This window comes from Phenylobacterium sp. (assembly GCF_025351295.1).
GTDB lineage: Bacteria > Pseudomonadota > Alphaproteobacteria > Caulobacterales > Caulobacteraceae > Phenylobacterium.
Genome location: NZ_JANXWD010000037.1, coordinates 1 through 21584, shown reverse-complemented (window position 1 = coordinate 21584; position 21584 = coordinate 1). Strand labels below are relative to the sequence as shown.

Genomic DNA, 21584 nt, shown 5'->3' with positions numbered 1-21584 from the left:
CGCCGGCGTGAAGGCGGACATCGAAGGCCGCATCTCGCAGATCAAGAAGCAGGTCGAGGACACCACCTCCGACTACGACAAGGAAAAGCTGCAGGAACGCCTGGCCAAGCTGGCCGGCGGCGTTGCGGTGGTCCGCGTCGGCGGCTCGACCGAAGTCGAAGTGAAGGAAAAGAAGGACCGCGTCGACGACGCCCTGAATGCGACCCGCGCGGCCGTGGAAGAAGGCATCGTCCCCGGCGGCGGCGTCGCCCTGCTGAAGGCCAGCCGCGTACTGGACGGCTTCAAGGGTGACAACGACGACCAGGAAGCCGGCGTCGCCATCGTGCGCCGCGCGCTGCAGGCCCCGATCCGCCAGATCGCCGAAAACGCCGGCGTCGAAGGCTCGATCGTGGTCGGCAAGGTGCTGGAGAACCCCTCCCCCACCTTCGGCTTCAACGCCCAGACCGAAGAGTATGTGGACATGGTCAAGGCCGGCGTCATCGACCCCGCGAAGGTGGTGCGCACCGCCCTGCAGGACGCGGCCTCGGTCGCCGGCCTGATGATCACCACCGAAGCGGCCATCGTCGAGGCGCCCAAGAAGGGCGGCGGCGGCGGCATGCCCGGCGGCGGCATGGGCGGCATGGGCGACATGGACTTCTAGTCCAGACGTCCAGCACGACCAGAGATTGGAGGGCGGGACCGCAGGGTCCCGCCCTTTTTCTATGGCGCAGCGGGCCGCTTCAGTTCTCGTGGGCGTCCCGGGTCTGGTCTTTCAGTTCGGAGATGCGGGCGACGTAGACGTCCTCGACAGCCCAGGGGGCCTCGCGAGCGGCGGCGGCGCGGGCCTGGAGCCAGCGGGCCTGCTGGCGGTGCAGGGCCGAGGCGGGGACGCCGGCGGCCTCGGCGTTGCGATAGGCCTGCTGCAGCTGGCGGTCGCGCGCGCCCAGGCGGCTGTCGGCGCAGACCGCGGCCTCGCCGGGGTCGGGCAAGACGCAGGGGTTGGCGCGGGCGACCCGCATCGGGCCCGCCGCATGGGCGGCCAGCGGCGGGGGCGGGGCGGCGCGCGCCAGGGTGACGGCCTTGGGCGCAGGCTTGTGCGGCTTCACCTCGGCGACCTGGACCGCCTTGGGGCGCACGACCTGCCTGGCCTGGGCCTTCACCGCCTTCAGCAGGGCGGCGAGGCGCCTGGACCGGGCCTCGGACTTGGCCTTTGCCTCGATCTTCACCGCCTTTGCGTGCTGCGCCTCCAGCTTCGCCGACCGGACGTGCTCGGCCCTGGCCGCTTTCTCCACCTTCTCGGCCTTCGCGAGTTTCACCGCCCTGGCGGCGTCCAGCTTTTCGGCGCGGGCTTCCGCGCGTTCGGCGGCCTGTTCCGCGGCCTTCCTCGCCACCGCCCTGGCGATCTTCGCCTCGGCTAACCAGGGGTCCGGTTTCGGGGGCGCGACGACCGCGTCGACCTTCGGCCTGGGCGCGGGTTTCACCTTTGGCTTCGGGGCCGGCGAGGCCGCCACGGTCTGGGGGGCCACCGGGGCGTCGACCTTGACCAGGCCCGAGGCGGGACGGCGCGGGACCATGGGCTCCACCGGCGTCCGCGACGGCGGCGAGACGGCGGCCGAACCGGCGGTCTCGGACGGCAGGACCTCGAGCGGGCGGCCGATCGGGTCGGGGGTGTCGGCCACCACGATCTGCAGGGCGGGACGGGGTGGACTGGCTGGCGCGGCGACCTTGCGCGACGGCTCGCCGGGCTCCCCGGGCCGGGCCCAGAACCCGAGCGCCACGCCCAGCACGCAGGCGCCGACCACCCCGGCCACGACCATCCGTCCGGGACCCGGCGGGTCGCGCGGCGGTTCCTGAAACTGGTCCTGCGTCATGGGCGCCCCTTCGACTGGCTCCCTCGACATACCGGGCAGGGTCGGCGACGCGCTTGCGCGCGGCGATGCTGGCCCCAACCCCGAACTCTCTCCCAACCCCAGATTGAGGCCAAATCGATGCCGGCGCCAAGTCCCCGCCTCAGGACCGAACGCCTCAATCTGCGGCGAGGCGCCGTCGCTAGATCCAGCCGCGGTCCCGCAGCAGCCCGGCGTAGGTGCGGCTCACCGGCACCTCGGCGCCGTCCTTGAGGGTCAGCAGCGCCCGGCCATCGCCGCGTTTGGCATCGGTGATGGCGTCGCGCGCGACCCACCAGGAGCGGTGCACCTGCAGGCCTTCGATGCCTTCGAGCTCGGCGACCGCGTCGGCCAGGCGCAGCAGGATCAGGTCCTGGCCCTTGGAGGTGTGCAGGCGCAGATAGTGGTCCTCGGCCTCCACGGCCCAGACCTCGGCCCCGCGCAGCTTCAGCGGCAGGCGTTCCAGGAACTTGGGCGGCGTCGGGCTGGCGGTGGTGATCGCGTGGCGCCGCGCCTCGATCAGCATGTTGATGGTGGTGAGCGCCATGCACACGGCCAGCACCGAGCCGGACAGCATCGGCAGGGCGGAAACGCCCAGCCGGGCCCCGAACATCGTCCCGGAGACCACCCAGACGACCACGGTGTAGGGGATCGACATGATGAGCGCGCACAACAGCGCGTCGAGCCACAGGTTGCCGGTCCGGCGTCGGCTTTCGCCCAGGAAAGACCGGGTGACGAAGGCGCCCCAGAAGTAGCCGCCCCCCATCATCGCCATCCAGTAGGTGAGCCGCAGCGGCCAGGGCATGGCATTGCTGCCGAAGGCCCCGGAGATGGTCATGAACAGCGCCGCCGCCGCCGAGACGCCCAGGCCGCGGGCCATGCCCGTGAGGTCGCGGTGCGGCCCGAGGCGCAACAGCCACGCCCTCATCGGCCGGCCGCTCGCGAAGCGTGAACGGCGGCCGGCGGCATTTCGCGAACGGCAGCCGTCACCCAACGTATCCCCGCTCGCCGCCCTGTTGGTTCGCCGTCATGTCCAAGCTCGACCTGGGCCGCGCGGAGGCGCAGCCCTCGACTGCCGGAGATAGAGGATGTCGTCCCTTTCGCAAACGCCGGCCCGGCCCCCGACGGCGTTCAGGCGTCGCTTCGCCATTACCATGGCCGTCGTCGCCCTGGGGCTGGCCATCGCGCTACGGGGCGTCCTGGCCCAGATGGTCCAGGTCGCGGCGACCGCCCATCCGCACGCGCCGGACCTGGTACTGCTGGGCGCGCTGTCGCCGGTGATCAAGGTCCACCTGGGCTTTGCGATGGCCGCCCTGGCCCTGGGCGGGGTGCTGATGACGGCGCGCAAGGGGCGCGCCTTCCACCGCACCGCCGGCTGGATCTGGGTCTCGACGGTGGCGGTGACGGCGGGTTCGACCCTGTTCATCACCAGCCTGAACCACGGCCACTGGTCGGTGCTGCACCTGTTCACCGGCTGGACGCTCCTGATCCTGCCGCTGGCGGTGGTCTGGGCCCGGCGGCACGACGTGGCGCGCCATCGCCGCGCCATGATGGGCCTGTTCTACGGTGGCTTCGCCATCAACCTCGTGGTGGCCTTCATTCCCGGCCGGACCCTGTGGACGGCCTTCTTCGGCTAGATCTGGGCCCGGCGGGGCCCGCAGGCGACAAAACGACGTCTCGCTTCAGCCATCATCCCGGTGCAAATAGACGCGTTCGATTCCGGACCCGATGGGGGCGATGGCCGACCTTATTTTTCACGATCCCAGCGGGCGCCGCTCCCTTTGGGTGCGCCTGGTTTCCGGCCTGTTGATCGCGCTGGCCCTGCTGGTGGGCGCGGGGTTCCTGGCGACCCTAGCCTTCGCCCCGCGCCTGCCGGTGGTGACCCTGAAGGACCCGCATGTCCTGCGCGCGCTGCACCAGGAGACGGCGCACCAGCTGAAGGGCCGGCACCGCTGGACCGCCATCCCGCACCCCAAGGGCCAGGCCGCGGGCGGGCCGGCGCGGCCGCTCTCGGTGGGCTTCTACGTCTCCTGGGACGAGAGCTCGCGGTCCTCGCTGAAGGCCCACGTGGACCAGCTCGACGTGGTATCGCCGCAGTGGGTCGGCCTGACCGACGACGGCAAGCTGGACGTGACCAAGGACGCCGAGGCGCGCGGCATCATCGCCGCCGCCAAGGACCCGCCTTCGATCCTGCCGGGCGTCTACAACGCCAAGAACGGCGTCTGGAACGGTCCGGCGGCCGACCGCGTGGTGACCAACAAGCAGGCCCGGACGGCCATGATCGTCCAGCTGGTGGCGCTGGCCAAGTCGCAGGGTTTCGCCGGCTACGTCTTCGACTTCGAGAGTTTGTCCGACGCCGGGATCGCGGCCTATCCGGCCTTCATCGCCGAGGCCCGCGCAGCCCTGAAGCCGATCGGCCGCGAGGTGTGGGTAACCGCGCCGTTCGCCGACGACTCCTGGCCGCTGAAGAAGCTGCAGGCCGCCGCGGACGCCCTGGTCCTGATGGCCTACGACCAGCACTGGGGCACCGGCGATCCCGGGCCGCCGGCCGGGCAGGACTGGTTCCAGACCCAGATCTCCAGCCGCATGGCGATGCTCGACCCGTCGCGGGTGGTGGTGGCCCTAGGCGCCTATGGCTATGACTGGACCCTGCCGACAAAACACCAGAAGGGCGTCGCCAACGCGGTGACCTACACCGAGGCCACCCAGATCGCCCATGACTCGGGCGCCCGGGCGGCGATGGACCCGGCCTCGCTCAACCCGACCTTCGGCTATTCGGACGACAACGGGCGCAACCACGTGGTCTGGTTCCTGGACGCGGTGACCCTGCACAACCAGATCCACGTCGCCGACGGCTTCCGGCCGATGGGCTATGCGCTGTGGCGGATGGGCGGCGAAGATCCGCTGAACTGGACGCTGATGCGGCACGAGTACGGCGGGGTCCGCGCCAACAAGCTGTCGGACCTGACGCCCGGTCAGGACGTGGACTTCGACGGGACCGGCGAGGTGCTGAAGGTCACCGACATTCCCCGCGCCGGGCACCGGACCCTAACGATGGATTCGTCCTCCGGACTGGTGTCGGGCGAGGTCTATGACGCCAACCCGACGTCCTACGTCATCCAGCGCTATGGCGCCCATCCGGGCCTGGTCGCCATCACCTTTGACGATGGCCCGGACCGCCGCTGGACGCCGAAGATCCTCGACATCCTGAAGCAGAAGCACGCGCCGGCGACCTTCTTCGTGATCGGCAAGAACATGTCGAACAACCCCGACATCGTGGCGCGCGAGGTGGACGAGGGCCACGACGTCGGCAACCACACCTGGACCCATCCGAACATCGGCGAAGTGCCGGTGGCCGAGGCGTCGGTGGAGCTGTCGGCCACCCAGCGGCTGTTCGAGACCATCACCGGCCGCTCGATGCGCCTGTTCCGGCCGCCCTATTTCGGCGACGCCGAGCCCTCGACGCCACAGGAGGTCGCGCCCCTGCTGGTCGGCCAGACCCAGGACTATGTCGCCGTCGGCCTGCGCATCGACCCGGACGACTGGAAGAAGCCCGAGCCCAAGCACATCATCGACACCACCATCAGCCGGCTGGCCGACACCGTGCGCCCGGGCCAGGTGGTGCTGCTGCACGACAGCGGCGGCGATCGCAGCCGCACGGTCGAGGCGCTGCCCGGCCTGATCGACGCCATCCGCGCGCACGGCTACCGGCTGGTCACGGTCGGCGAGCTGGCCGGGATGACCCCGCAGGAGGCGATGCCGCCCACCGAGCGCGGCACCTTCGAGCTAACGCTGGACCGGATCGGCTTCGGCTTCTTCCACACCGCCGACAACATCCTGCGCACCCTGTTCATCACCGCCATCGCCCTGGGCGTCGCCCGGCTGGCCTTCCTGTCGATCCTGGCCCTGGTGCACAGCGCGCGCCTGTGCCCGCCGCCGATGCCCGACCCGGTGGGCGGCCCGCTGATCAGCGTGCTGATCCCCTGCTTCAACGAGGAGAAGGTGATCGAGGCCTCGGTGCGGCGGATCCTGGCCTCGGACTGGACGAACCTGGAGATCCTGGTCCTCGACGACGGCTCCGCGGACGCGACGTCGCGGGTGGTCACCAAGGCCTTCGCCGACGAGCCGCGCGTGACGCTGATGTCGTTCGAGAACAGCGGCAAGGCGGGTGCGCTCAATCGCGGCCTGGTCGTGGCCTCCGGCGACATCGTGATCGCGCTGGACGCCGACACCCTGTTCCCCCACGACACCCTCTCGCGACTGGCTCGCTGGTTCGTCGATCCCCGGATCGGCGCGGTGGCCGGCAACGCCATCGTCGGCAACCGCCGCAACATCATCACCCGCTGGCAGGCGCTGGAATATGTCACCGCCCAGAACCTGGAACGCCGGGCCCTGGCCGCCCTCGGCGCGGTGACCGTGGTGCCGGGCGCGGTGGGCGCCTGGCGCCGCTCGGCCCTGACCGAGCTCGGCGGCTATCCCGCCGACACCCTGGCCGAGGACCAGGACCTGACCCTGGCGATCCAACAGGCCGGCTGGAAGGTGACCTTCGACCCCGAGGCGCGCGCCTATACCGAGGCGCCGGAGACGGTGAGCGGCCTGCTGAAGCAGCGGTTCCGCTGGTCGTTCGGCACGCTTCAGTGCCTGTGGAAGCACCGCTCGGCGCTGTTCGATATCCGACGGCCGGTGCTGGGCTTCGTGGCCTTGCCGATGATCTGGATGTTCCAGATCCTGCTGACCGCCATCGCGCCGCTGGTCGACCTGGCCATCGTCTGGAACCTGATCACCGCGATCTACGGCTTCGTGCAGCATTCCACCGAATGGTCGCCGGACGACCTGGTGCGGTCGCTGGAATACTGGACCGCCTTCATCATGCTGGACCTGGCCGCCGGGACCATCGGCATGGCGCTCGAGCGCCGGGCCCCCTGGGCCGACCTGATCTGGATGCCGGCGCAGCGCTTCGGCTACCGCCAGCTGATGTATTATGTGGTCGTGAAGTCGATCGACGCGGCCCTGCACGGCGTGCGGGTGGGCTGGGGCAAGCTGGAACGGCGCGCAACCGCGGCGATGGACACGGCCGCCTGAGACCCGGGCCTGGCCGGAGCGCCTGACGGAGGGTGAGACGCGGGCGCATTTCGGTCCTCACGCGGTTGTCATCGCGGGGGGCGGCGCCTATAAGCCGGCTCACTCGCCGTGCGGGCGAGCCGTCGCCAGTCGACCCCAAGGCCTCATGAACATCCACGAACACCAAGCCAAAGCCGTCCTCGCGGAGTTCGGTGTGGCGGTCCCGCGCGGCTACCCCGCCTTCACGGTCGAAGAGGCGGTCGAGGCCGCGACGAAGCTGGGCGGACCGGTCTTCGTCGTGAAGTCGCAGATCCACGCCGGCGGCCGCGGCAAGGGCCGCTTCAAAGACCTCGGCGCCGACTCCAAGGGCGGGGTCCGGGTCTTGAAGTCGTTCGACGACGTCAAGGCCAGCGCCCAGGAGATGCTGGGCCGGGTCCTGGTCACCGAACAGACCGGGCCCAAGGGCAAGCAGGTGAACCGCCTTTACATCGAGGAAGGCGCCGCCATCGCCAAGGAATTCTACCTCTCGCTGCTGGTGGACCGGGAGACCAGCCGGGTCTCGGTCGTGGCCTCCACCGAGGGCGGGATGAGCATCGAGGAGGTGGCGCACAACACTCCCGAGAAGATCGTCACCTTCTCCATTGACCCGGCGACCGGCGTCTGGCCGCACCATGCGCGGTCGCTGTCGAAGGCCCTGGGGCTGAGCGGCGGGCTCGCCAAGGAAGCCGCGACGCTGCTGGGCCAGCTGTATGCCGCGTTCGTCGACAAGGACATGTCGATGCTGGAGATCAACCCGCTGATCGTCACCAGCGATGACCACCTGCGGGTGCTGGACGCCAAGATCAGCTTCGATAGCAACGCCCTCTTCCGCCATAAGGACATCCAGGCGCTGCGCGACGAGACCGAGGAGGACCCGAAGGAGATCGAGGCCTCGAAGTACGACCTGTCCTACATCGCCCTGGACGGCGAGATCGGCTGCATGGTCAACGGCGCCGGCCTGGCCCTGGCCACCATGGACATCATCAAGCTCTACGGCGCCGAGCCGGCCAACTTCCTGGACGTGGGCGGCGGCGCCGACGAGGCCAAGGTGACGGCGGCCTTCAAGATCATCATCGCCGACCCGAACGTGAAGGGCATCCTGGTCAACATCTTCGGCGGCATCGCCCGCTGCGACGTGTTGGCCCAGGGCGTGGTCGCCGCCGTCAAACAGGTGGGGCTTAAGGTCCCCCTGGTGGTCCGGCTGGAAGGCACCAACGCCGAGCTCGGCAAGAAGATCATCAACGAGAGCGGCCTGAACGTGATCGCCGCCAACGACCTGGCGGACGGCGCGGCAAAGATCGTCAAGGCCGTGCGGGGCGCTGCGTAAGACATGTCGATCCTGATCAATAAAGACACCCGCGTCATCTGCCAGGGCATCACCGGCGCCCAGGGGACGTTCCACTCCGAGCAGGCGATCGCCTACGGGACCAGGATGGTCGGCGGGGTGACCCCCGGCAAAGGCGGCACGACCCACATTGGCCTGCCGGTGTTCGACACGGTCGGCGAGGCGATGCGGCAGACCGGCGCCGACGCCTCGGTGATCTACGTCCCGCCGGCGTTCGCCGCGGACTCGATCCTGGAAGCCATCGACGCGGAGATCGCGCTGATCATCTGCATCACCGAAGGCATCCCGGTGGCCGACATGGTCCGGGTGAAGCGCTCGCTCTCCGGCTCGAAGTCGCGCCTCATCGGGCCCAATTGCCCGGGCGTTCTGACGCCGAATGAGTGCAAAATAGGCATCATGCCGGGGAACATCTTCCGCAAGGGCTCGGTGGGCGTTGTTTCCCGCTCCGGTACGCTTACCTACGAAGCCGTGTTCCAGACCACTCAGGCGGGCCTCGGCCAGACGACGGCCGTGGGGATCGGCGGCGATCCCGTGAAGGGCACCGAGTTCATCGATATGCTCGACATGTTCCTGAACGACCCCGAGACCGAGTCGATCATCATGATCGGCGAGATCGGCGGCTCGGCCGAGGAAGATGCGGCGGAATTCATCAAGAATTCACCGAACAAGAAGCCAATGGTCGGCTTCATCGCGGGACGCACCGCGCCGCCCGGGCGGCGCATGGGTCACGCGGGAGCGATCATCTCCGGCGGCAAGGGCGGCGCCGAGGACAAGATCGCCGCGATGGAGGCTGCGGGCATCCGCGTCTCTCCGTCGCCGGCGGCCCTCGGGACGACGCTGCTAGAGGTTCTCAAGGGCGCTTAGGCGCCGGACATAGTGTTTAAGGGCGGTCCGCGCTCGGCTCCTTCTTCCGAAGTCCGTGGGCCCGCCCGCGGAAGGCGAAGGACATGGCGGACGACGCAGGCCTGATCAACGACGTACTGGCCGAGACCTCATTCCTCTACGGCGGCAACGGCGCTTTCGTGGAGCAGCTCTACGCGCAGTGGTCGACCGATCCCGACTCGGTCGGGCCGTCGTGGCAGGCGTTCTTCGCCTCGCTGCACGACCGCGCCGACGAGGTGAAGCGGGCCGCCGAGCGCCCGGCCTGGACGCCGCCGCCGACCCCCACTGCCCGCCCCGACTGGCTCTCCGCCATCGACGGCCTGTGGCCTGCGGTCGAGGCCAAGGTCGGCAAGACGATCCAGGCGCGCCAGCCCGGCGCCTCGCAGGACGAGATCCGCTCGGCCACCCTGGACAGCCTGCGCGCCATCATGATGATCCGCGCCTACCGCATGCGCGGCCACCTGAAGGCCAACCTGGACCCGCTGGGCCTGGCGACCACGCCGGGCGACGCGTCCGAACTCGATCCGGCCAGCTACGGCTTCGCCGAGCCCGATTTCGACCGGTCGATCTTCCTGGACTTCGTGCTGGGCCTGGAGACCGCCACGATCCGCGAGATCCTGGCCATCCTGCGCCGCACCTACTGCGGCCCGGTGGGCGTGCAGTACATGCACATCACCGATCCCAAGGAGAAGGCCTGGCTGCAGGAGCGGATCGAGGGCCGCGACAAGGAGATTGTGTTCACGCCTCAGGGCAAGGTGGCGATCCTCAAGAAGCTGATCGAGACCCAGGGCTTCGAGCAGTTCCTGCACCGCCGCTTCCCCGGCACCAAGCGCTTCGGCCTGGACGGCGGCGAGGCGATGGTCCCGGCGCTGGAGCAGATCATCAAGCGCGGCGGCGCCATGGGGGTGAAGGACATCGTCATCGGCATGCCGCACCGCGGCCGGCTGAACGTGCTGGCCGCCGTGATGGGCAAGCCCTACCACGTGATCTTCCATGAGTTCCAAGGCGGGTCGTCGCTGCCCTCGGACGTCCAGGGCTCGGGCGACGTTAAGTACCACCTGGGGGCCAGCTCGGACCGCGAGTTCGACGGCAATTCCGTACACCTGTCGCTGACCGCCAACCCGTCGCACCTGGAGATCGTCAATCCGGTGGTGATCGGCAAGGTCCGCGCCAAGCAGGCCTTCCTGCTGCGCGAACAGCCCGGCGCCGGTCGCGGCCATGCGATGCCGCTGCTGCTGCACGGCGACGCGGCGTTCGCCGGCCAGGGCGTGGTGTCGGAGTGTTTCGCGCTGTCGGGCCTGCGCGGCTATGGGGTCGGCGGGACGATGCACTTCATCGTCAACAACCAGATCGGCTTCACCACCAGCCCGAAATACAGCCGCTCCTCGCCCTATCCGACCGACGTGGCGCTGGCGGTGGAGACGCCGATCTTCCACGTCAACGGCGACGACCCCGAGGCCGTGACCTTCGCCGCCAAGGTGGGCACCGAGTACCGCCAGCTGTTCGGCAAGGACGTGATCCTCGACATGTTCTGCTACCGCCGGTTCGGTCACAACGAGGGTGACGACCCGACGATGACCCAGCCCCTGATGTACGCCAAGATCAAGGGCCACCCGACCGTGCGAGATCTCTACGCCCAGCGCCTGATCAGCGAGGGCGTCTGCACGCAGGGCGACGTCGACGGCTGGATCGGCGAGTTCGACAAGTTCCTCGACGAGGAGTTCGACGGCGGCAAGGCCTATCACGCCAACAAGGCCGATTGGCTGGACGGCAAATGGTCCGGCCTGAAGCTGCCGACCGGGGACGAGCGGCACGCCACCGGCGTGCCGAAGCAGAAGCTGCTCGACCTGGGCCGCAAGATGACCACGGTGCCCGAGCGGATCACCATGCACAAGACCGTGGAGCGGGTGATCGCCGGCCGCCGCGAGGCGATCGAGAAGGGCGAGGGACTGGACTGGTCGACCGGCGAGCACCTGGCTTTCGCCAGCCTGCTGGACCAGGGCTATCCGGTGCGGCTCTCGGGCCAGGACAGCGTGCGCGGGACCTTCGTGCAGCGCCACTCGGGCTTCGTCGACCAGACAACCGAGGAGGTCTATTTCCCGCTGCGCAACCTCGGCCCCGGCCAGGCTCACTTCGAGGTGCTGGATTCGGCGCTGTCGGAAGAGGCGGTGCTGGGCTTCGAGTACGGCTTCTCGCTCACCGACCCCGACACGCTGACGCTGTGGGAAGCCCAGTTCGGCGACTTCGCCAATGGCGCCCAGGTGGTCATCGACCAGTTCATCAGTTCCGGCGAGCGCAAGTGGCTTCGCATGAGCGGGCTCGTCATGCTGCTGCCGCACGGCTACGAGGGCCAGGGGCCGGAGCACTCCTCCGCCCGCCTGGAGCGGTTCCTGCAGCTCTGCGCCGAGGACAATATGCAGGTGGTCAACTGCACCACGCCGGCCAACTATTTCCACGCGCTGCGCCGCCAGCTGCTGCGCGAATTCCGCAAGCCGCTGATCGTCATGACCCCCAAGAGCCTGTTGCGCCACAAGCGGGCGGTCTCGACCCTGGCCGACATGGCCGAGGGCACCGGCTTCCACCGGGTGATGATCGACGGCGCGGAGGCCGACTGCGAGGTCGGCGGGGTCCAGCTGAAGCCCGACGCCGGGATCAAGCGGGTCATCGTCTGCTCCGGCAAGGTGTACTTCGACCTGATCGAACAGCGGGCCAAGAGCGGGCGCGACGACGTCTACATCCTGCGTCTGGAACAGTTCTATCCGTGGCCGCTGAAGTCGCTGAGCAACGAGCTCAAGCGCTTCATCAACGCCGAGCTGGTCTGGTGCCAGGAAGAGCCCAAGAACATGGGCGGCTGGCAGTTCGTCGAGCCCTGGCTGGAGCTGACCCTGCAGCGGATGAGCGTGGCCGCCAAGCGCGCCCGCTACGTCGGCCGCCCGGCCTCGGCCTCGACCGCGGCCGGCCTGATGAGCCGCCATATCAAGGAGCTGGAGACCTTCCTCACGGAAGCCTTCGCCTAACAACTCTGTTTGTGTCCGATCTACCTTAAGGAGCCACCCCGATGGCCGACATCATGACCCCGGCGCTGGGTGAATCCGTCACCGAAGCCACCGTCGCCAAATGGTCTAAGAAGGCCGGCGATACGGTGCGCAAGGATGAGATCCTGGTGGAGCTGGAGACCGACAAGGTCAGCCTGGAAGTGGCCGCGCCCTTCGACGGCGTGCTGTCGGAAATCTCCGCGGCTGAGGGCGTGACCGTCGAGCCGGGCGCGGTCCTGGGCCGCATCACCGAAGGCGCGGTCGCCGCGGCGCCGGCCAAGGTCAACGGCGGGGCCAAGGCCGCGGCGCCGCCGGCCGAAGCCCCGAAGCCTGAGCCCGCCAAGCCGGCGCCGCCGGCCGCCAGGCCCGCCGCCGAACCGGTGCTGGCCCCTTCGGCGCAACGGGTCGCGGCCGAGAACAACCTCGATCCGGCCACGATCTCCGGCACCGGCAGGGACGGCCGGGTGACCAAGGGCGATGCGCTGGCCGCGCTCGAAGCCCGCGCCAAGGCTCCGCCGCCGGCGCCGACCCCCTCCGCGCCGCGCGAAGTCCACGCCCGTGAGGAACGGGTGAAGATGACCCGCCTGCGCCAGACCATCGCGCGCCGGCTGAAGGAGGCCCAGAACGCCGCCGCCATGCTGACCACCTTCAACGAGGTGGACATGTCCGGCGTCATGGCGCTGCGCAACCAGTACAAGGACGTGTTCGAGAAGAAGCACGGGGTGAAGCTGGGCTTCATGAGCTTCTTCGTGCGCGCCGTGGTCCACGGACTCCAGCAGGTTCCGGAGGTCAACGCCGAGATCGACGGGACCGACATCATCTACAAGAACCATTACGACATCTCGGTCGCGGTCGGCACCGAGCGCGGCCTGGTAACCCCGGTGGTCCGCGACGCCGACGCGCTCAGCCTGGCCGGGATCGAGAAGGAGATCGGCGCCCTGGGCAAGAAGGCCCGCGACGGCCAACTGGCGCTGGAGGACCTGCAGGGCGGAACCTTCACCATCTCCAACGGCGGCGTCTACGGCTCGCTGATGTCGACGCCGATCCTCAACGCGCCGCAATCCGGCATCCTGGGCATGCACAAGATCCAGGAACGGCCGATGGTGGTCGGTGGCCAGATCGTGGTGCGGCCGATGATGTACCTGGCCCTCAGCTACGACCACCGCGTCGTCGACGGCCAGGGCGCGGTGACCTTCCTGGTCCACGTCAAGGAGGCGATCGAGGACCCGCAGCGGCTGCTGCTGGACGTCTGACACCGACTTGAAATCGCGTTGGCAATGACGTATCTACACAACGTAGATATGGAAAGCTTTCATGGGCGCCCATAAGACCGCGAAACTCTTCACCCACGGCGGCAGTCAGGCTGTGCGGCTCCCTAAGGAGTTCCGGTTCGACGGCGCCGAGGTGCGCATCCGCAAGGAGGGCGACCGGGTGATCCTTGAACCTGTCGAGCGCGACTGGGACGCGTTCTGGGCCACCATGGACCAACTGGCCGAGGAAGCCGGCGAGCCGTTTCCCGATCCGCCGGCCGACCTGCCCATGCCCGAGGCGAAGGTCAGGTTTTGATCCTGAGCCTGGATTCCAATGTGCTCGTCGATCTCTTGCGGCGGGCGCGACCGCACGTGCGCAAGCATATGCAGCAGGCCCTGGCCTCTGGCGCGACCCTGAAGGTGTCGACCGTCGTCGCCCATGAGCTGGTGCTCGGCGCGCACAGCAGCGCTCGTACCCAACATCAGCTCGAACTCATCGGCAGCATGCTGACCCAGATGGATGTCGAGCCGTGGTCCTGGGAGGACGCGCTCGCGACCGGTCGCCTTCGCGCCGAGATGGAGGGCGGGGGCCGCGGTGTCGGCGCCTACGACACCCTGATTGCCGGACAGGCGCTTGCGAGAGGCTGGACGGTCGTAACCGCCGACGTGCTCGACTTCAGCCGGTTCGCAGGCCTTCGGATTCTCGACTGGTCGGACCCGGCCGGACCGATTGACGTGACCGCCACCATGGCTAGGTTGCGCCGCCCATCTGAGGACTGACTTATGGCTGAAGCCGTCACCTACGACGTCGTCATCATCGGGGGCGGGCCCGGCGGCTACAACGCCGCGATCCGCGCGGGGCAGCTGGGCCTGAAGGTCGCCTGCGTCGACAAGGGCGTGGATGGCGGCGAGACCCTGGGCGGCACCTGCCTGAACGTCGGCTGCATGCCCTCGAAGGCCCTGCTGCACGCCTCGGAGATGTATGCCGCCGCCAACACCGAGTTCGCCAAGCTGGGAATCGAGGTGACGCCCAAGCTCAACCTCGTCCAGATGATGGCCCAGAAGGCGGAGTCGGTGGCGGCGCTGACCAAGGGTATCGAGTTCCTGTTCAAGAAGAACAAGGTCGACCGGGTCCGCGGGACCGGCGCCATCGCCGGGGCCGGCAAGGTCGAGGTGACCGGGCCGGACGGCGCGAAGACCACCCTCGAGGCCAAGAACATCGTCATTGCCACGGGCTCCGAGCCCTCGCCCCTGGCCGGCGTCGCCGTGGATCAGGGCCGGATCGTCGACAGCACCGGCGCGCTCTCGCTGCGCGAAGTCCCGAAGAGCCTGATGGTGATCGGCGCGGGGATCATCGGCCTGGAGCTGGGCTCGGTCTGGCGGCGGCTGGGCGCCCGGGTCACGGTGGTGGAGTACCTCGACCGCATCACGCCGGGCATGGACGCGGAGATGGCCAAGACCTTCCAGCGGTCGCTCACCAAGCAGGGCATGACCTTCAAGCTCGGTTCCAAGGTCACCGGCGCCACGGCGTCCAGCACCGGCGTCAGCCTGACCATCGAGCCGGTGGCCGGCGGCGCGACCGAGACGCTGGAGGCCGACTACGTCCTGCTGGCCATCGGGCGCAGGCCCTACACGCAGGGGCTCGGCCTGGAGACCGTCGGGATCACCCCCGACAAGCGCGGCTTCATCGAGACCGACCACTGGAAGACCTCCGCGCCCGGGGTCTGGGCGATCGGCGACGTCACCCACGGCCCGATGCTGGCCCACAAGGCCGAGGACGAGGCCGTCGCCTGCATCGAGACCATCGCCGGCAAGGCGGGCCACATGGCCTACGGCATCATTCCGAGTGTGGTCTACACGGTTCCCGAGGTCGCCTGGGTCGGCAAGACCGAGGAGGAGCTGAAGGCCGAGGGCCGCGCCTACAAGGCCGGCAAGTTCCCGTTCAGCGCCAACAGCCGGGCCAGGATCAACCACGAAACCGAGGGTTTCGTGAAGGTCCTCGCCGACGCGGCCACCGACGAGGTGCTGGGCGCGCACCTGATCGGTCCGCAGGTGTCCGAGATGGTCGGCGAATACTGTGTGGCGATGGAGTTCCGGGCGGCGTCCGAGGACGTGGCGCGCACCTGCCATCCGCACCCGACCCGGTCCGAGGCCCTGCGCCAGGCCGCCATGGGGGTCGAAGGTTGGACGATGCAGGCCTGAGGGACGGCCTGACCGGGGGCTATGGCGTCCGCCGCGCGCGGCCGGAGGAGCTGGCGACCTGCGCCCGGCTCTACGTGCGCGTGCTCAGCGACACCTTCACCTGGATCCCACCCGAACGGCACCGGGAGGACGACTTCCTGCGGGCCGCGCGGGACGAAGACGTCTTCGTGGCGGCCGAGGCCGGGCGGATCCTGGGCCTAGCCGCCCTCTATCGGCCCCAGGCCTTCCTGCATTCGCTGTATGTGGCCGAGCGTGGCCGGGGGATCGGCAAGGCGCTGCTCGACCACGTGATCGGCGAGGCCGGCGGCATCCTGCAACTGAAGTGCCAGGCGGCCAATGCGGCGGCCCAGGCCTTCTACGTCCGCGAAGGGTTCCGCTGCACCGAGGCCGGCGAGGACGGCGGAGTCGCCTGGCTGCGCTTCGTTCGTGGCTGAAACTTAATTCGACGGTTGCGTCCCGGAGTGGCAGCTTGACGGCTCTAGGGAGGCTGCAATGCTCGCAATGTTCGCGGCTATGACCATGGCCGCCGCCACACCGGACCCCACCGCCCTGCGGCCGAAGGTCTTCCTGCTGCAACCGCCGGCTGGCGTGATCGCCTGCAAGCCGCAGGGTCGCTACCAGGCCGACTGGGCGGACCCGGCCCTGGCCGTCCGCGACGGCCGCGTGACCCTGCAGCGGCTGGACCGGTTGCCCAAGCCCAACCACGAGAAGGCCGTCATGCGCACGCTCGGCGGCTGCGCGGTCCCGGTGGTCGTCAACTATGCCGTGGGGCGCTAGGCCGGGCCGATGAGCGTCGCCGCCATCCTCATCGCAACCTCGATGGTCGCCGGCGCACCCCTGGCGGTCGAAGCCGAACGCACCTCCATCCGCTGCGCCCCGGCGCCCTACTACGTCGCCGACCGCCAGGACCGTGCCGCCGCCGCGCGGCCTGCGTGGCGGCCCATCGCCGACAAAGGGACCCGCCCCTGCTACCTCACCCGGGGACTGAGGCCCGGCCCGGCCCGCCTGACCAGCGCCTGACGACGCGCCAACGCCCCTACGCGTGCGGATGGGCCGCCGAATAGGCGCTGAGCAGGGCCGCGGCATCGACCTCGGTGTAGCGCTGAGTGGTCGAGAGCGAGGCGTGGCCCAGCAGTTCCTGGATCGAGCGCAGATCAGCGCCGGCGCCCAGCAGATGGGTGGCGAAGGAATGGCGCAGCGCATGTGGCGTGGCGCTGGCCGGCAGGCCCAGCCGGCCGCGCAACGCCTGGACCATGGCCTGGACGTGGCGGGGGCTGAGCGGCCCGCCGCGCTTGGCGCGGAACAGCGGCTGATCCGGCGCGAGGACGAAGGGGACTTGGGCCAGATAGGCGTCCACCGCCTCGCGCACCGCCGGCAGCACCGGGACCATGCGGGTCTTCGATCCCTTGCCGGTGATCCTCAGCAGGTCGCCCAGCGGGGCGTCGGACCGCTTCAGCGACAGACCCTCCGAGATCCGTAGCCCACAGCCATAGAGCAGGGTCAGCACCGCCTCGTCGCGGGCCGCCTCCCAGGCCGCGCGGTCGGGGTCGAGGCCGGGTTCGGCCAGCATGCCGGCGGCCTGGTCCTCGGTGACCGGCCGCGGCGCGCCGGGCTTCACCTTGGGGCCGCGGATCAGGGCCAGGGCAGGGTTGGGCGCGTCCAGGCGGCGATCCAGGAACCGATGGAAGGTGCGGATGGCGGATAGCGCCTGGCTGAGCGAGCGGGGCGACAGCGGATGGTCGCCCGACCGCAGGTGCGCCAGCCACGCCCGGATCTCCCCGGCGGTGACCTGCGCCAGCACCGGCACGGTGATCGTCTCGCCGCGATGCTGCTCCAGGAAGGTGATGTAGCGGCCGGCCGCGAAGCCATAGGCCTCGAGGGTACGGGGCGAGGCGCGGCGTTCATGGGCCAGGTGCTCCAGCCACTGAACCCGGGCGGCCTGGGCGGCTAGAGGAGCGGCCATCGCTCCGCCGTGCGCTCCACGACGCGGGCGAGGAAGGCGACCAGTTCGGCGCCCATCTCCGGCGTGAAGCCGTCAGGATCGGCCGAGCCGAAGGCCAGCAGGCCCTGGCGCGAGGGTTCCCAGATCGCCATGCGCACCATGGCCATCGAGGCGATCTCGCCAGCCTGTGCGCCGAACAGGCCCATTGCCGTTGGCGCGAAGCCCATGCGGGCCAGGCGCTGCGGCCCGTCGAGGATCTGATCGACCTGGCCCTCGACCAGGTGTTTCCACCCGGCCGGCGGCAGGCCCTCCGTCTCCAGCGCGATAATCCCCGCGGCCAGGCCGAAGCGGGCACGGGCCAGGTCATCGACCCGGCGGGCCAGGTCGGCGAGGTTGCGGGCGTCCAGCAGGTCGACCACCGCGCCGTGGGTCTGAGCCTGGGCGGAGAAGTTGGCGCGCGCCGTCTCCTCCATCAGCAGCCGCTGTTCGGCCTCGCGCTGGTGGGCGGCGTGGACGCGGGCCATCGGCGCGAACTCGACCACGTTGCTGCTGGCGATCGTCAGCCCCAGCTCCGCCAGCAGGCCCGTGTCGGCCTTCAGGAAATCGGGGTTGTCGGACAGGAACCGCCGCACGGCCTCAGGCTCCACAGGTTTGCCCCCGAATGCGAACTCACCCTGCGACCCGTCCATGCCCGTCAAGCTCCCTACAGGATCGACTGACCGGTTGCCTTCCAGTCCGCCATGAACTGTTGGAGCCCGCGTTCGGTTAACGGATGCTTGAAAAGTGCGGCGAAGACGTCTGGCGGGATGGTCGCGCAGTCGGCTCCGGCCATCGCCGCCTGCGCCACATGCGCCGGGCTGCGGATCGAGGCGGCCAGGATCTCGGTATCGAAGTCGTAGTTGTCATAGATCGCCCGGATCTCGGCGATCAGGTCCATGCCGGCCGCGCCGACGTCGTCCAGTCGGCCGATGAACGGACTGATGTAGCTGGCCCCCGCCTTGGCGGCGAGCAGGGCCTGGGAAGCCGAGAAGCAGAGGGTGACGTTGGTCTGGATGCCTTCGGCGGCGAATTCGCGGGTGGCGATCAGCCCGTCCCGGGTCAGCGGGACCTTGACCACGATGTTGGGCGCGATGGCGGCCAGCTTGCGGCCCTCGGCCAGCATGCCGGCGGTTTCCATCGACGCCACCTCGGCGCTGACCGGCCCCCCGACGATGCCGCAGATCTCGGCGATCACCTCCAGCATGTTGCGGCCGGACCTGGCGATCAGGGTCGGGTTGGTGGTGACGCCATCGACCAGGCCGGTGGCGGCGAGGTCCTTCAGGACGGCGGTGTCGGTGGTGTCGAGGAAGAGCTGCATTATCTGACCTTGGACCCTGCCCATTCTGGCACTTGTAGGGGCCGCTTGTAGCTGCGAAGCCCTGCTCCGCAAACCATGAGCCGCATCGCCTCCGTCCTGATTCCCATGCCGCTGCCGGAGGCGTTCGACTACGCCGAGCCGGAGGGCATGGGGCTGGCGCCGGGCGACCAGGTGGCCGTGCCCCTGGGACCCCGACTGATCCGCGGCGTGGTCGTGCAGGTCCGGGACGCGGTTGGCGGAAATCGCCCGCTGAAGCCGGTCGCCGAACGGCTGGACGACCCCCGCCTGCCGCCGGGCACCCTCGAGTTCGTGCAGTGGGCCGCGCGCTACGCCGTCGATGCGCCGGGCCAGCCGCTGGCCATCGCCCTGCGCGGCGCGCGGGCGCCGAAGCCGCGGCCTGTGCGGGTGGTGACGGCAACCGGGGTCCCGCCCGCCCGGCCGACCGCGGCGCGAACCCGGGTGCTCGAGGCGGCGGCGGGCGGGCCGATGCCGCCGGCCGACCTGGCGCGCGCGGCCGGGGTTTCGTCGGGGCTGGTCAAGACGCTGATCGACGAGGGTGTGCTGGCGCTGGACCACGTCGTCGCCGACCCGGCCTTCGATCCGCCGGACCTCAGCCGCCAGGGCGCCGAGCTGAACGCCAGCCAGGCGGCGGCCGCCAATGCGCTCAAGGCAATGATCGCCGCGGGCGGCTTCAACGTGGCGCTGCTGGACGGGGTCACCGGCTCGGGCAAGACCGAGGTCTATCTGGAGGCCGCCGCCGCCGTGCTGGCCGCCGACCCGCAGGCCCAGGTGCTGATCCTGCTGCCGGAGATCGCGTTGACCCAGGCGGTGATCGCCCGGGTCGCGGGCCGCTTTGGCGCGGCGCCGGGCGAGTGGCACTCCGACGTGGCCCCGCCCGCCCGTCGCCGCGTCTGGGAAGCCGTCGCCGCCGGAAGCTGCCGGATCGTGGTCGGCGCCCGCTCCGCCCTGTTCCTGCCCTTTCGATATCTGGGCCTGATCGTCGTGGACGAGGAACACGACGGCTCGTTCAAGCAGGAGGAGGGCTTCATCTACCACGCCCGCGACCTGGCCGTGGCGCGGGGCAAGATCGAAGCCGCCGCCGTGGTCCTGGCCTCGGCCACCCCATCGCTGGAGACGCTGCGCAACGCCGAGACCGGCCGCTACCGGTGGCTGCGGCTCGCGACCCGGCACGGGATCGCGCAACTGCCGGACATTGAGCTCATCGACCTGCGCGAGACCCCGCCGGAGCCGGGCCGCTGGCTGTCCCCGCCCCTCGTCGCCGCCATGGCCGAGACCTGGGCGCGCGGCGAGCAGAGCCTGCTGTTCCTGAACCGCCGGGGCTATGCGCCCCTGGTGCTCTGCAAGGCCTGCGGCGAACGGCTTTGCGCGCCCGACACCGACAGCTGGCTGGTGGAGCACCGCTACACCGGCCGCCTGGTCTGCCACCTGACCGGGTTCTCGATGCCCAAGCCGCTGGCCTGCCCGCACTGTGGCGCGAATGACAGCCTGGTCTCCATCGGCCCCGGTGTGGAGCGGGTGGAGGAGGAGGCCCGCGCCCTGTTCCCCGACGCCCGGATCGCGGTCTTCTCGTCCGACACCGTGTTCGACGCCCGCGAGGCGCGCCGCATGATCGAGACCATGGCGGCGGGGCATATCGACATCCTGGTGGCCACCCAGGCGGCCGCCAAGGGCCACAACTTCCCGCACCTCACCCTGGTGGGAGTGGTCGACGCCGACCTGGGCCTGCGGGGCGGCGACCTGCGCGCCGCCGAGCGGACCTACCAGCTGCTGGCCCAGGCGACCGGCCGGGCGGGGCGGCGCGACCGGCCGGGCAGGGCGCTGCTGCAGACCTATGCGCCCGAGCATGCGGTGATGCAGGCGCTGAAGGGCCAGGACCGCGACGCCTTCGTGGCCGCCGAGATGGCCGAGCGCGAACTGGCCGGCCTGCCGCCGTTCGGCCGCCTGGCCGCGGTGATCGCCTCGGGTCCCGATCATGACGCGCTGGAGCGCTACGTCCGCGACCTCGCCGCCGCCGCGCCCAACGCCGAGGGGGTCGATGTGTTCGGTCCCGCCGATCCGCCGTTCGGCCTGGTCCGCGGCCGTCGTCGCAAGCGCTTCCTGGTCCGCGCCGACCGCAACATCGACCTGCAGGCCTACCTCGCCGCATGGCGCGCCCGCGTCCGCGCGCCCTCCTCGGTCCGCGTGACGATCGACGTGGATCCGTATAGTTTTCTGTGAGGCGAGGGGCCGCGCCGCGAGTGGGGCTACGCCTGCGCCCGCTCCGCTGTCTCGCCCCGTCCGTCAGCCCACCGCGCCAGCGCGCCCAGCAGGCTGGCGGGGCTGATCGGTTTGCCGATGTGGTCGTCCATGCCGGCCTCGTGGCACTTGCGCACCTGGTCGGGCAGGACATTGGCGGTCATGGCGATGATCGGCGTCGCTGCCCCGGCGCCGCCACTGGCGCGGATGCGTCTGGCCGCCGTCAGGCCATCCATCACCGGCATCTGCACATCCATCAGGATCAGGTCGTAGCCCTGCTGTTCGACCGCGTGGATCGCTTCGACCCCGTCGCAGGCGGTGTCGATCTCGATGTCGAACGGCTGCAGCAA

The 21584-nt window shown here is 69.9% G+C and carries 20 protein-coding genes; 14 read left to right on the top strand and 6 right to left on the bottom strand.

Features of this window, described 5'->3' with window-relative positions:
• A partial coding sequence (locus Q0R13_RS05690; protein WP_293900774.1) for a TCP-1/cpn60 chaperonin family protein occupies positions 1 to 640 on the top strand: 640 nt, incomplete at its 5' end.
• 79 nt (positions 641 to 719) lie between these two features.
• Here the strand turns inward: Q0R13_RS05690 and Q0R13_RS05685 are convergent.
• A complete protein-coding gene (locus Q0R13_RS05685) occupies positions 720 to 1850 on the bottom strand; it encodes a hypothetical protein (RefSeq protein ID WP_293900771.1) in 1131 nt (376 codons plus the stop codon).
• Positions 1851 to 2028: 178 nt separating this feature from the next.
• Entirely contained in the window at positions 2029 to 2778 is a 750-nt protein-coding gene (locus tag Q0R13_RS05680) for a LytTR family DNA-binding domain-containing protein (protein ID WP_293900768.1), read from the bottom strand.
• Between the two features lie 241 nt (positions 2779 to 3019).
• Here Q0R13_RS05680 and Q0R13_RS05675 point away from each other — a divergent pair, with 241 nt between their 5' ends.
• From Q0R13_RS05675 to Q0R13_RS05620, 12 genes are all read left to right on the top strand, one after another.
• Positions 3020 to 3502, top strand: a complete 483-nt coding sequence (locus Q0R13_RS05675) for a DUF2306 domain-containing protein (protein WP_293900765.1) — start codon at positions 3020 to 3022, stop codon at positions 3500 to 3502.
• A 100-nt stretch (positions 3503 to 3602) separates the two neighbouring features.
• Entirely contained in the window at positions 3603 to 6947 is a 3345-nt protein-coding gene (locus Q0R13_RS05670) for a glycosyltransferase (protein WP_293900762.1), read from the top strand.
• A gap of 145 nt (positions 6948 to 7092) precedes the next feature.
• Positions 7093 to 8292: an ADP-forming succinate--CoA ligase subunit beta gene (gene sucC, locus Q0R13_RS05665; RefSeq protein ID WP_293900759.1), complete on the top strand. Its 1200-nt coding sequence runs from the start codon at positions 7093 to 7095 to the stop codon at positions 8290 to 8292.
• A 3-nt stretch (positions 8293 to 8295) separates the two neighbouring features.
• Positions 8296 to 9174, top strand: a complete 879-nt coding sequence (gene sucD, locus Q0R13_RS05660) for a succinate--CoA ligase subunit alpha (protein WP_293900756.1) — start codon at positions 8296 to 8298, stop codon at positions 9172 to 9174.
• An 83-nt stretch (positions 9175 to 9257) separates the two neighbouring features.
• Positions 9258 to 12209: a 2-oxoglutarate dehydrogenase E1 component gene (locus Q0R13_RS05655; RefSeq protein ID WP_293900753.1), complete on the top strand. Its 2952-nt coding sequence runs from the start codon at positions 9258 to 9260 to the stop codon at positions 12207 to 12209.
• Positions 12210 to 12250: 41 nt separating this feature from the next.
• Positions 12251 to 13480 (top strand): 2-oxoglutarate dehydrogenase complex dihydrolipoyllysine-residue succinyltransferase, encoded by a 1230-nt coding sequence (gene odhB / locus Q0R13_RS05650; RefSeq protein WP_293900750.1) that lies wholly within the window; start codon positions 12251 to 12253, stop codon positions 13478 to 13480.
• A gap of 61 nt (positions 13481 to 13541) precedes the next feature.
• Complete coding sequence (gene vapB / locus Q0R13_RS05645) at positions 13542 to 13793, top strand: antitoxin (protein ID WP_293900747.1); 252 nt, start codon at positions 13542 to 13544, stop codon at positions 13791 to 13793.
• Positions 13790 to 14257 (top strand): PIN domain-containing protein, encoded by a 468-nt coding sequence (locus tag Q0R13_RS05640; RefSeq protein ID WP_293900744.1) that lies wholly within the window; start codon positions 13790 to 13792, stop codon positions 14255 to 14257. The genes vapB and Q0R13_RS05640 overlap by 4 nt, the downstream gene beginning before the upstream one ends.
• A 3-nt stretch (positions 14258 to 14260) precedes the next feature.
• On the top strand, positions 14261 to 15679 hold the full coding sequence (gene lpdA, locus Q0R13_RS05635) for a dihydrolipoyl dehydrogenase (protein WP_293900741.1): 1419 nt from the start codon (positions 14261 to 14263) through the stop codon (positions 15677 to 15679).
• On the top strand, positions 15661 to 16113 hold the full coding sequence (locus Q0R13_RS05630; RefSeq protein WP_293900738.1) for a GNAT family N-acetyltransferase: 453 nt from the start codon (positions 15661 to 15663) through the stop codon (positions 16111 to 16113). Before lpdA ends, Q0R13_RS05630 begins: the two co-directional genes overlap by 19 nt.
• A 58-nt stretch (positions 16114 to 16171) precedes the next feature.
• Complete coding sequence (locus Q0R13_RS05625; protein ID WP_293900735.1) at positions 16172 to 16456, top strand: hypothetical protein; 285 nt, start codon at positions 16172 to 16174, stop codon at positions 16454 to 16456.
• A 9-nt stretch (positions 16457 to 16465) separates the two neighbouring features.
• The gene (locus Q0R13_RS05620) at positions 16466 to 16699 is read left to right on the top strand and encodes a hypothetical protein (protein WP_293900732.1); all 234 of its coding nucleotides are present in this window, start codon (positions 16466 to 16468) and stop codon (positions 16697 to 16699) included.
• 16 nt (positions 16700 to 16715) lie between these two features.
• Here the strand turns inward: Q0R13_RS05620 and Q0R13_RS05615 are convergent, their stop codons facing one another.
• From Q0R13_RS05615 to fsa, 3 genes are read right to left on the bottom strand one after another with little or no spacing between them, the layout of a single operon-like run.
• Positions 16716 to 17642 (bottom strand): tyrosine recombinase XerC, encoded by a 927-nt coding sequence (locus Q0R13_RS05615; RefSeq protein ID WP_293900729.1) that lies wholly within the window; start codon positions 17640 to 17642, stop codon positions 16716 to 16718.
• The gene (locus Q0R13_RS05610) at positions 17627 to 18310 is read right to left on the bottom strand and encodes a DUF484 family protein (RefSeq protein WP_293900726.1); all 684 of its coding nucleotides are present in this window, start codon (positions 18308 to 18310) and stop codon (positions 17627 to 17629) included. Before Q0R13_RS05610 ends, Q0R13_RS05615 begins: the two co-directional genes overlap by 16 nt.
• 14 nt (positions 18311 to 18324) lie before the next feature.
• Positions 18325 to 18978 carry a fructose-6-phosphate aldolase gene (fsa, locus tag Q0R13_RS05605; protein ID WP_293900723.1) on the bottom strand — a complete coding sequence of 218 codons (654 nt, stop codon included), beginning with the start codon at positions 18976 to 18978 and terminating at the stop codon, positions 18325 to 18327.
• A 75-nt stretch (positions 18979 to 19053) separates the two neighbouring features.
• Here fsa and Q0R13_RS05600 point away from each other — a divergent pair, with 75 nt between their 5' ends.
• Positions 19054 to 21216 carry a primosomal protein N' gene (locus Q0R13_RS05600; protein ID WP_293900719.1) on the top strand — a complete coding sequence of 721 codons (2163 nt, stop codon included), beginning with the start codon at positions 19054 to 19056 and terminating at the stop codon, positions 21214 to 21216.
• Between the two features lie 26 nt (positions 21217 to 21242).
• On the opposite strand, the gene Q0R13_RS05595 is transcribed toward Q0R13_RS05600, so the two are convergent.
• On the bottom strand, positions 21243 to 21584 hold a 342-nt coding region (locus Q0R13_RS05595; protein WP_293900716.1), incomplete at its 5' end, for a response regulator.

Bases quoted from the DNA above. Each gene is read 5' to 3' on its own strand.
- Q0R13_RS05685 (WP_293900771.1), bottom strand. From the start codon at position 1,850: ATGACGCAGGACCAGTTTCAGGAACCGCCGCGCGACCCGCCGGGTCCC.
- Q0R13_RS05675 (WP_293900765.1), top strand. From the start codon at position 3,020: ATGGCCGTCGTCGCCCTGGGGCTGGCCATCGCGCTACGGGGCGTCCTG.
- Q0R13_RS05670 (WP_293900762.1), top strand. From the start codon at position 3,603: ATGGCCGACCTTATTTTTCACGATCCCAGCGGGCGCCGCTCCCTTTGG.
- sucC (WP_293900759.1), top strand. From the start codon at position 7,093: ATGAACATCCACGAACACCAAGCCAAAGCCGTCCTCGCGGAGTTCGGT.
- sucD (WP_293900756.1), top strand. From the start codon at position 8,296: ATGTCGATCCTGATCAATAAAGACACCCGCGTCATCTGCCAGGGCATC.
- Q0R13_RS05655 (WP_293900753.1), top strand. From the start codon at position 9,258: ATGGCGGACGACGCAGGCCTGATCAACGACGTACTGGCCGAGACCTCA.
- odhB (WP_293900750.1), top strand. From the start codon at position 12,251: ATGGCCGACATCATGACCCCGGCGCTGGGTGAATCCGTCACCGAAGCC.
- vapB (WP_293900747.1), top strand. From the start codon at position 13,542: ATGGGCGCCCATAAGACCGCGAAACTCTTCACCCACGGCGGCAGTCAG.
- lpdA (WP_293900741.1), top strand. From the start codon at position 14,261: ATGGCTGAAGCCGTCACCTACGACGTCGTCATCATCGGGGGCGGGCCC.
- Q0R13_RS05625 (WP_293900735.1), top strand. From the start codon at position 16,172: ATGCTCGCAATGTTCGCGGCTATGACCATGGCCGCCGCCACACCGGAC.
- Q0R13_RS05620 (WP_293900732.1), top strand. From the start codon at position 16,466: ATGAGCGTCGCCGCCATCCTCATCGCAACCTCGATGGTCGCCGGCGCA.
- Q0R13_RS05615 (WP_293900729.1), bottom strand. From the start codon at position 17,642: ATGGCCGCTCCTCTAGCCGCCCAGGCCGCCCGGGTTCAGTGGCTGGAG.
- Q0R13_RS05610 (WP_293900726.1), bottom strand. From the start codon at position 18,310: ATGGACGGGTCGCAGGGTGAGTTCGCATTCGGGGGCAAACCTGTGGAG.
- fsa (WP_293900723.1), bottom strand. From the start codon at position 18,978: ATGCAGCTCTTCCTCGACACCACCGACACCGCCGTCCTGAAGGACCTC.
- Q0R13_RS05600 (WP_293900719.1), top strand. From the start codon at position 19,054: ATGAGCCGCATCGCCTCCGTCCTGATTCCCATGCCGCTGCCGGAGGCG.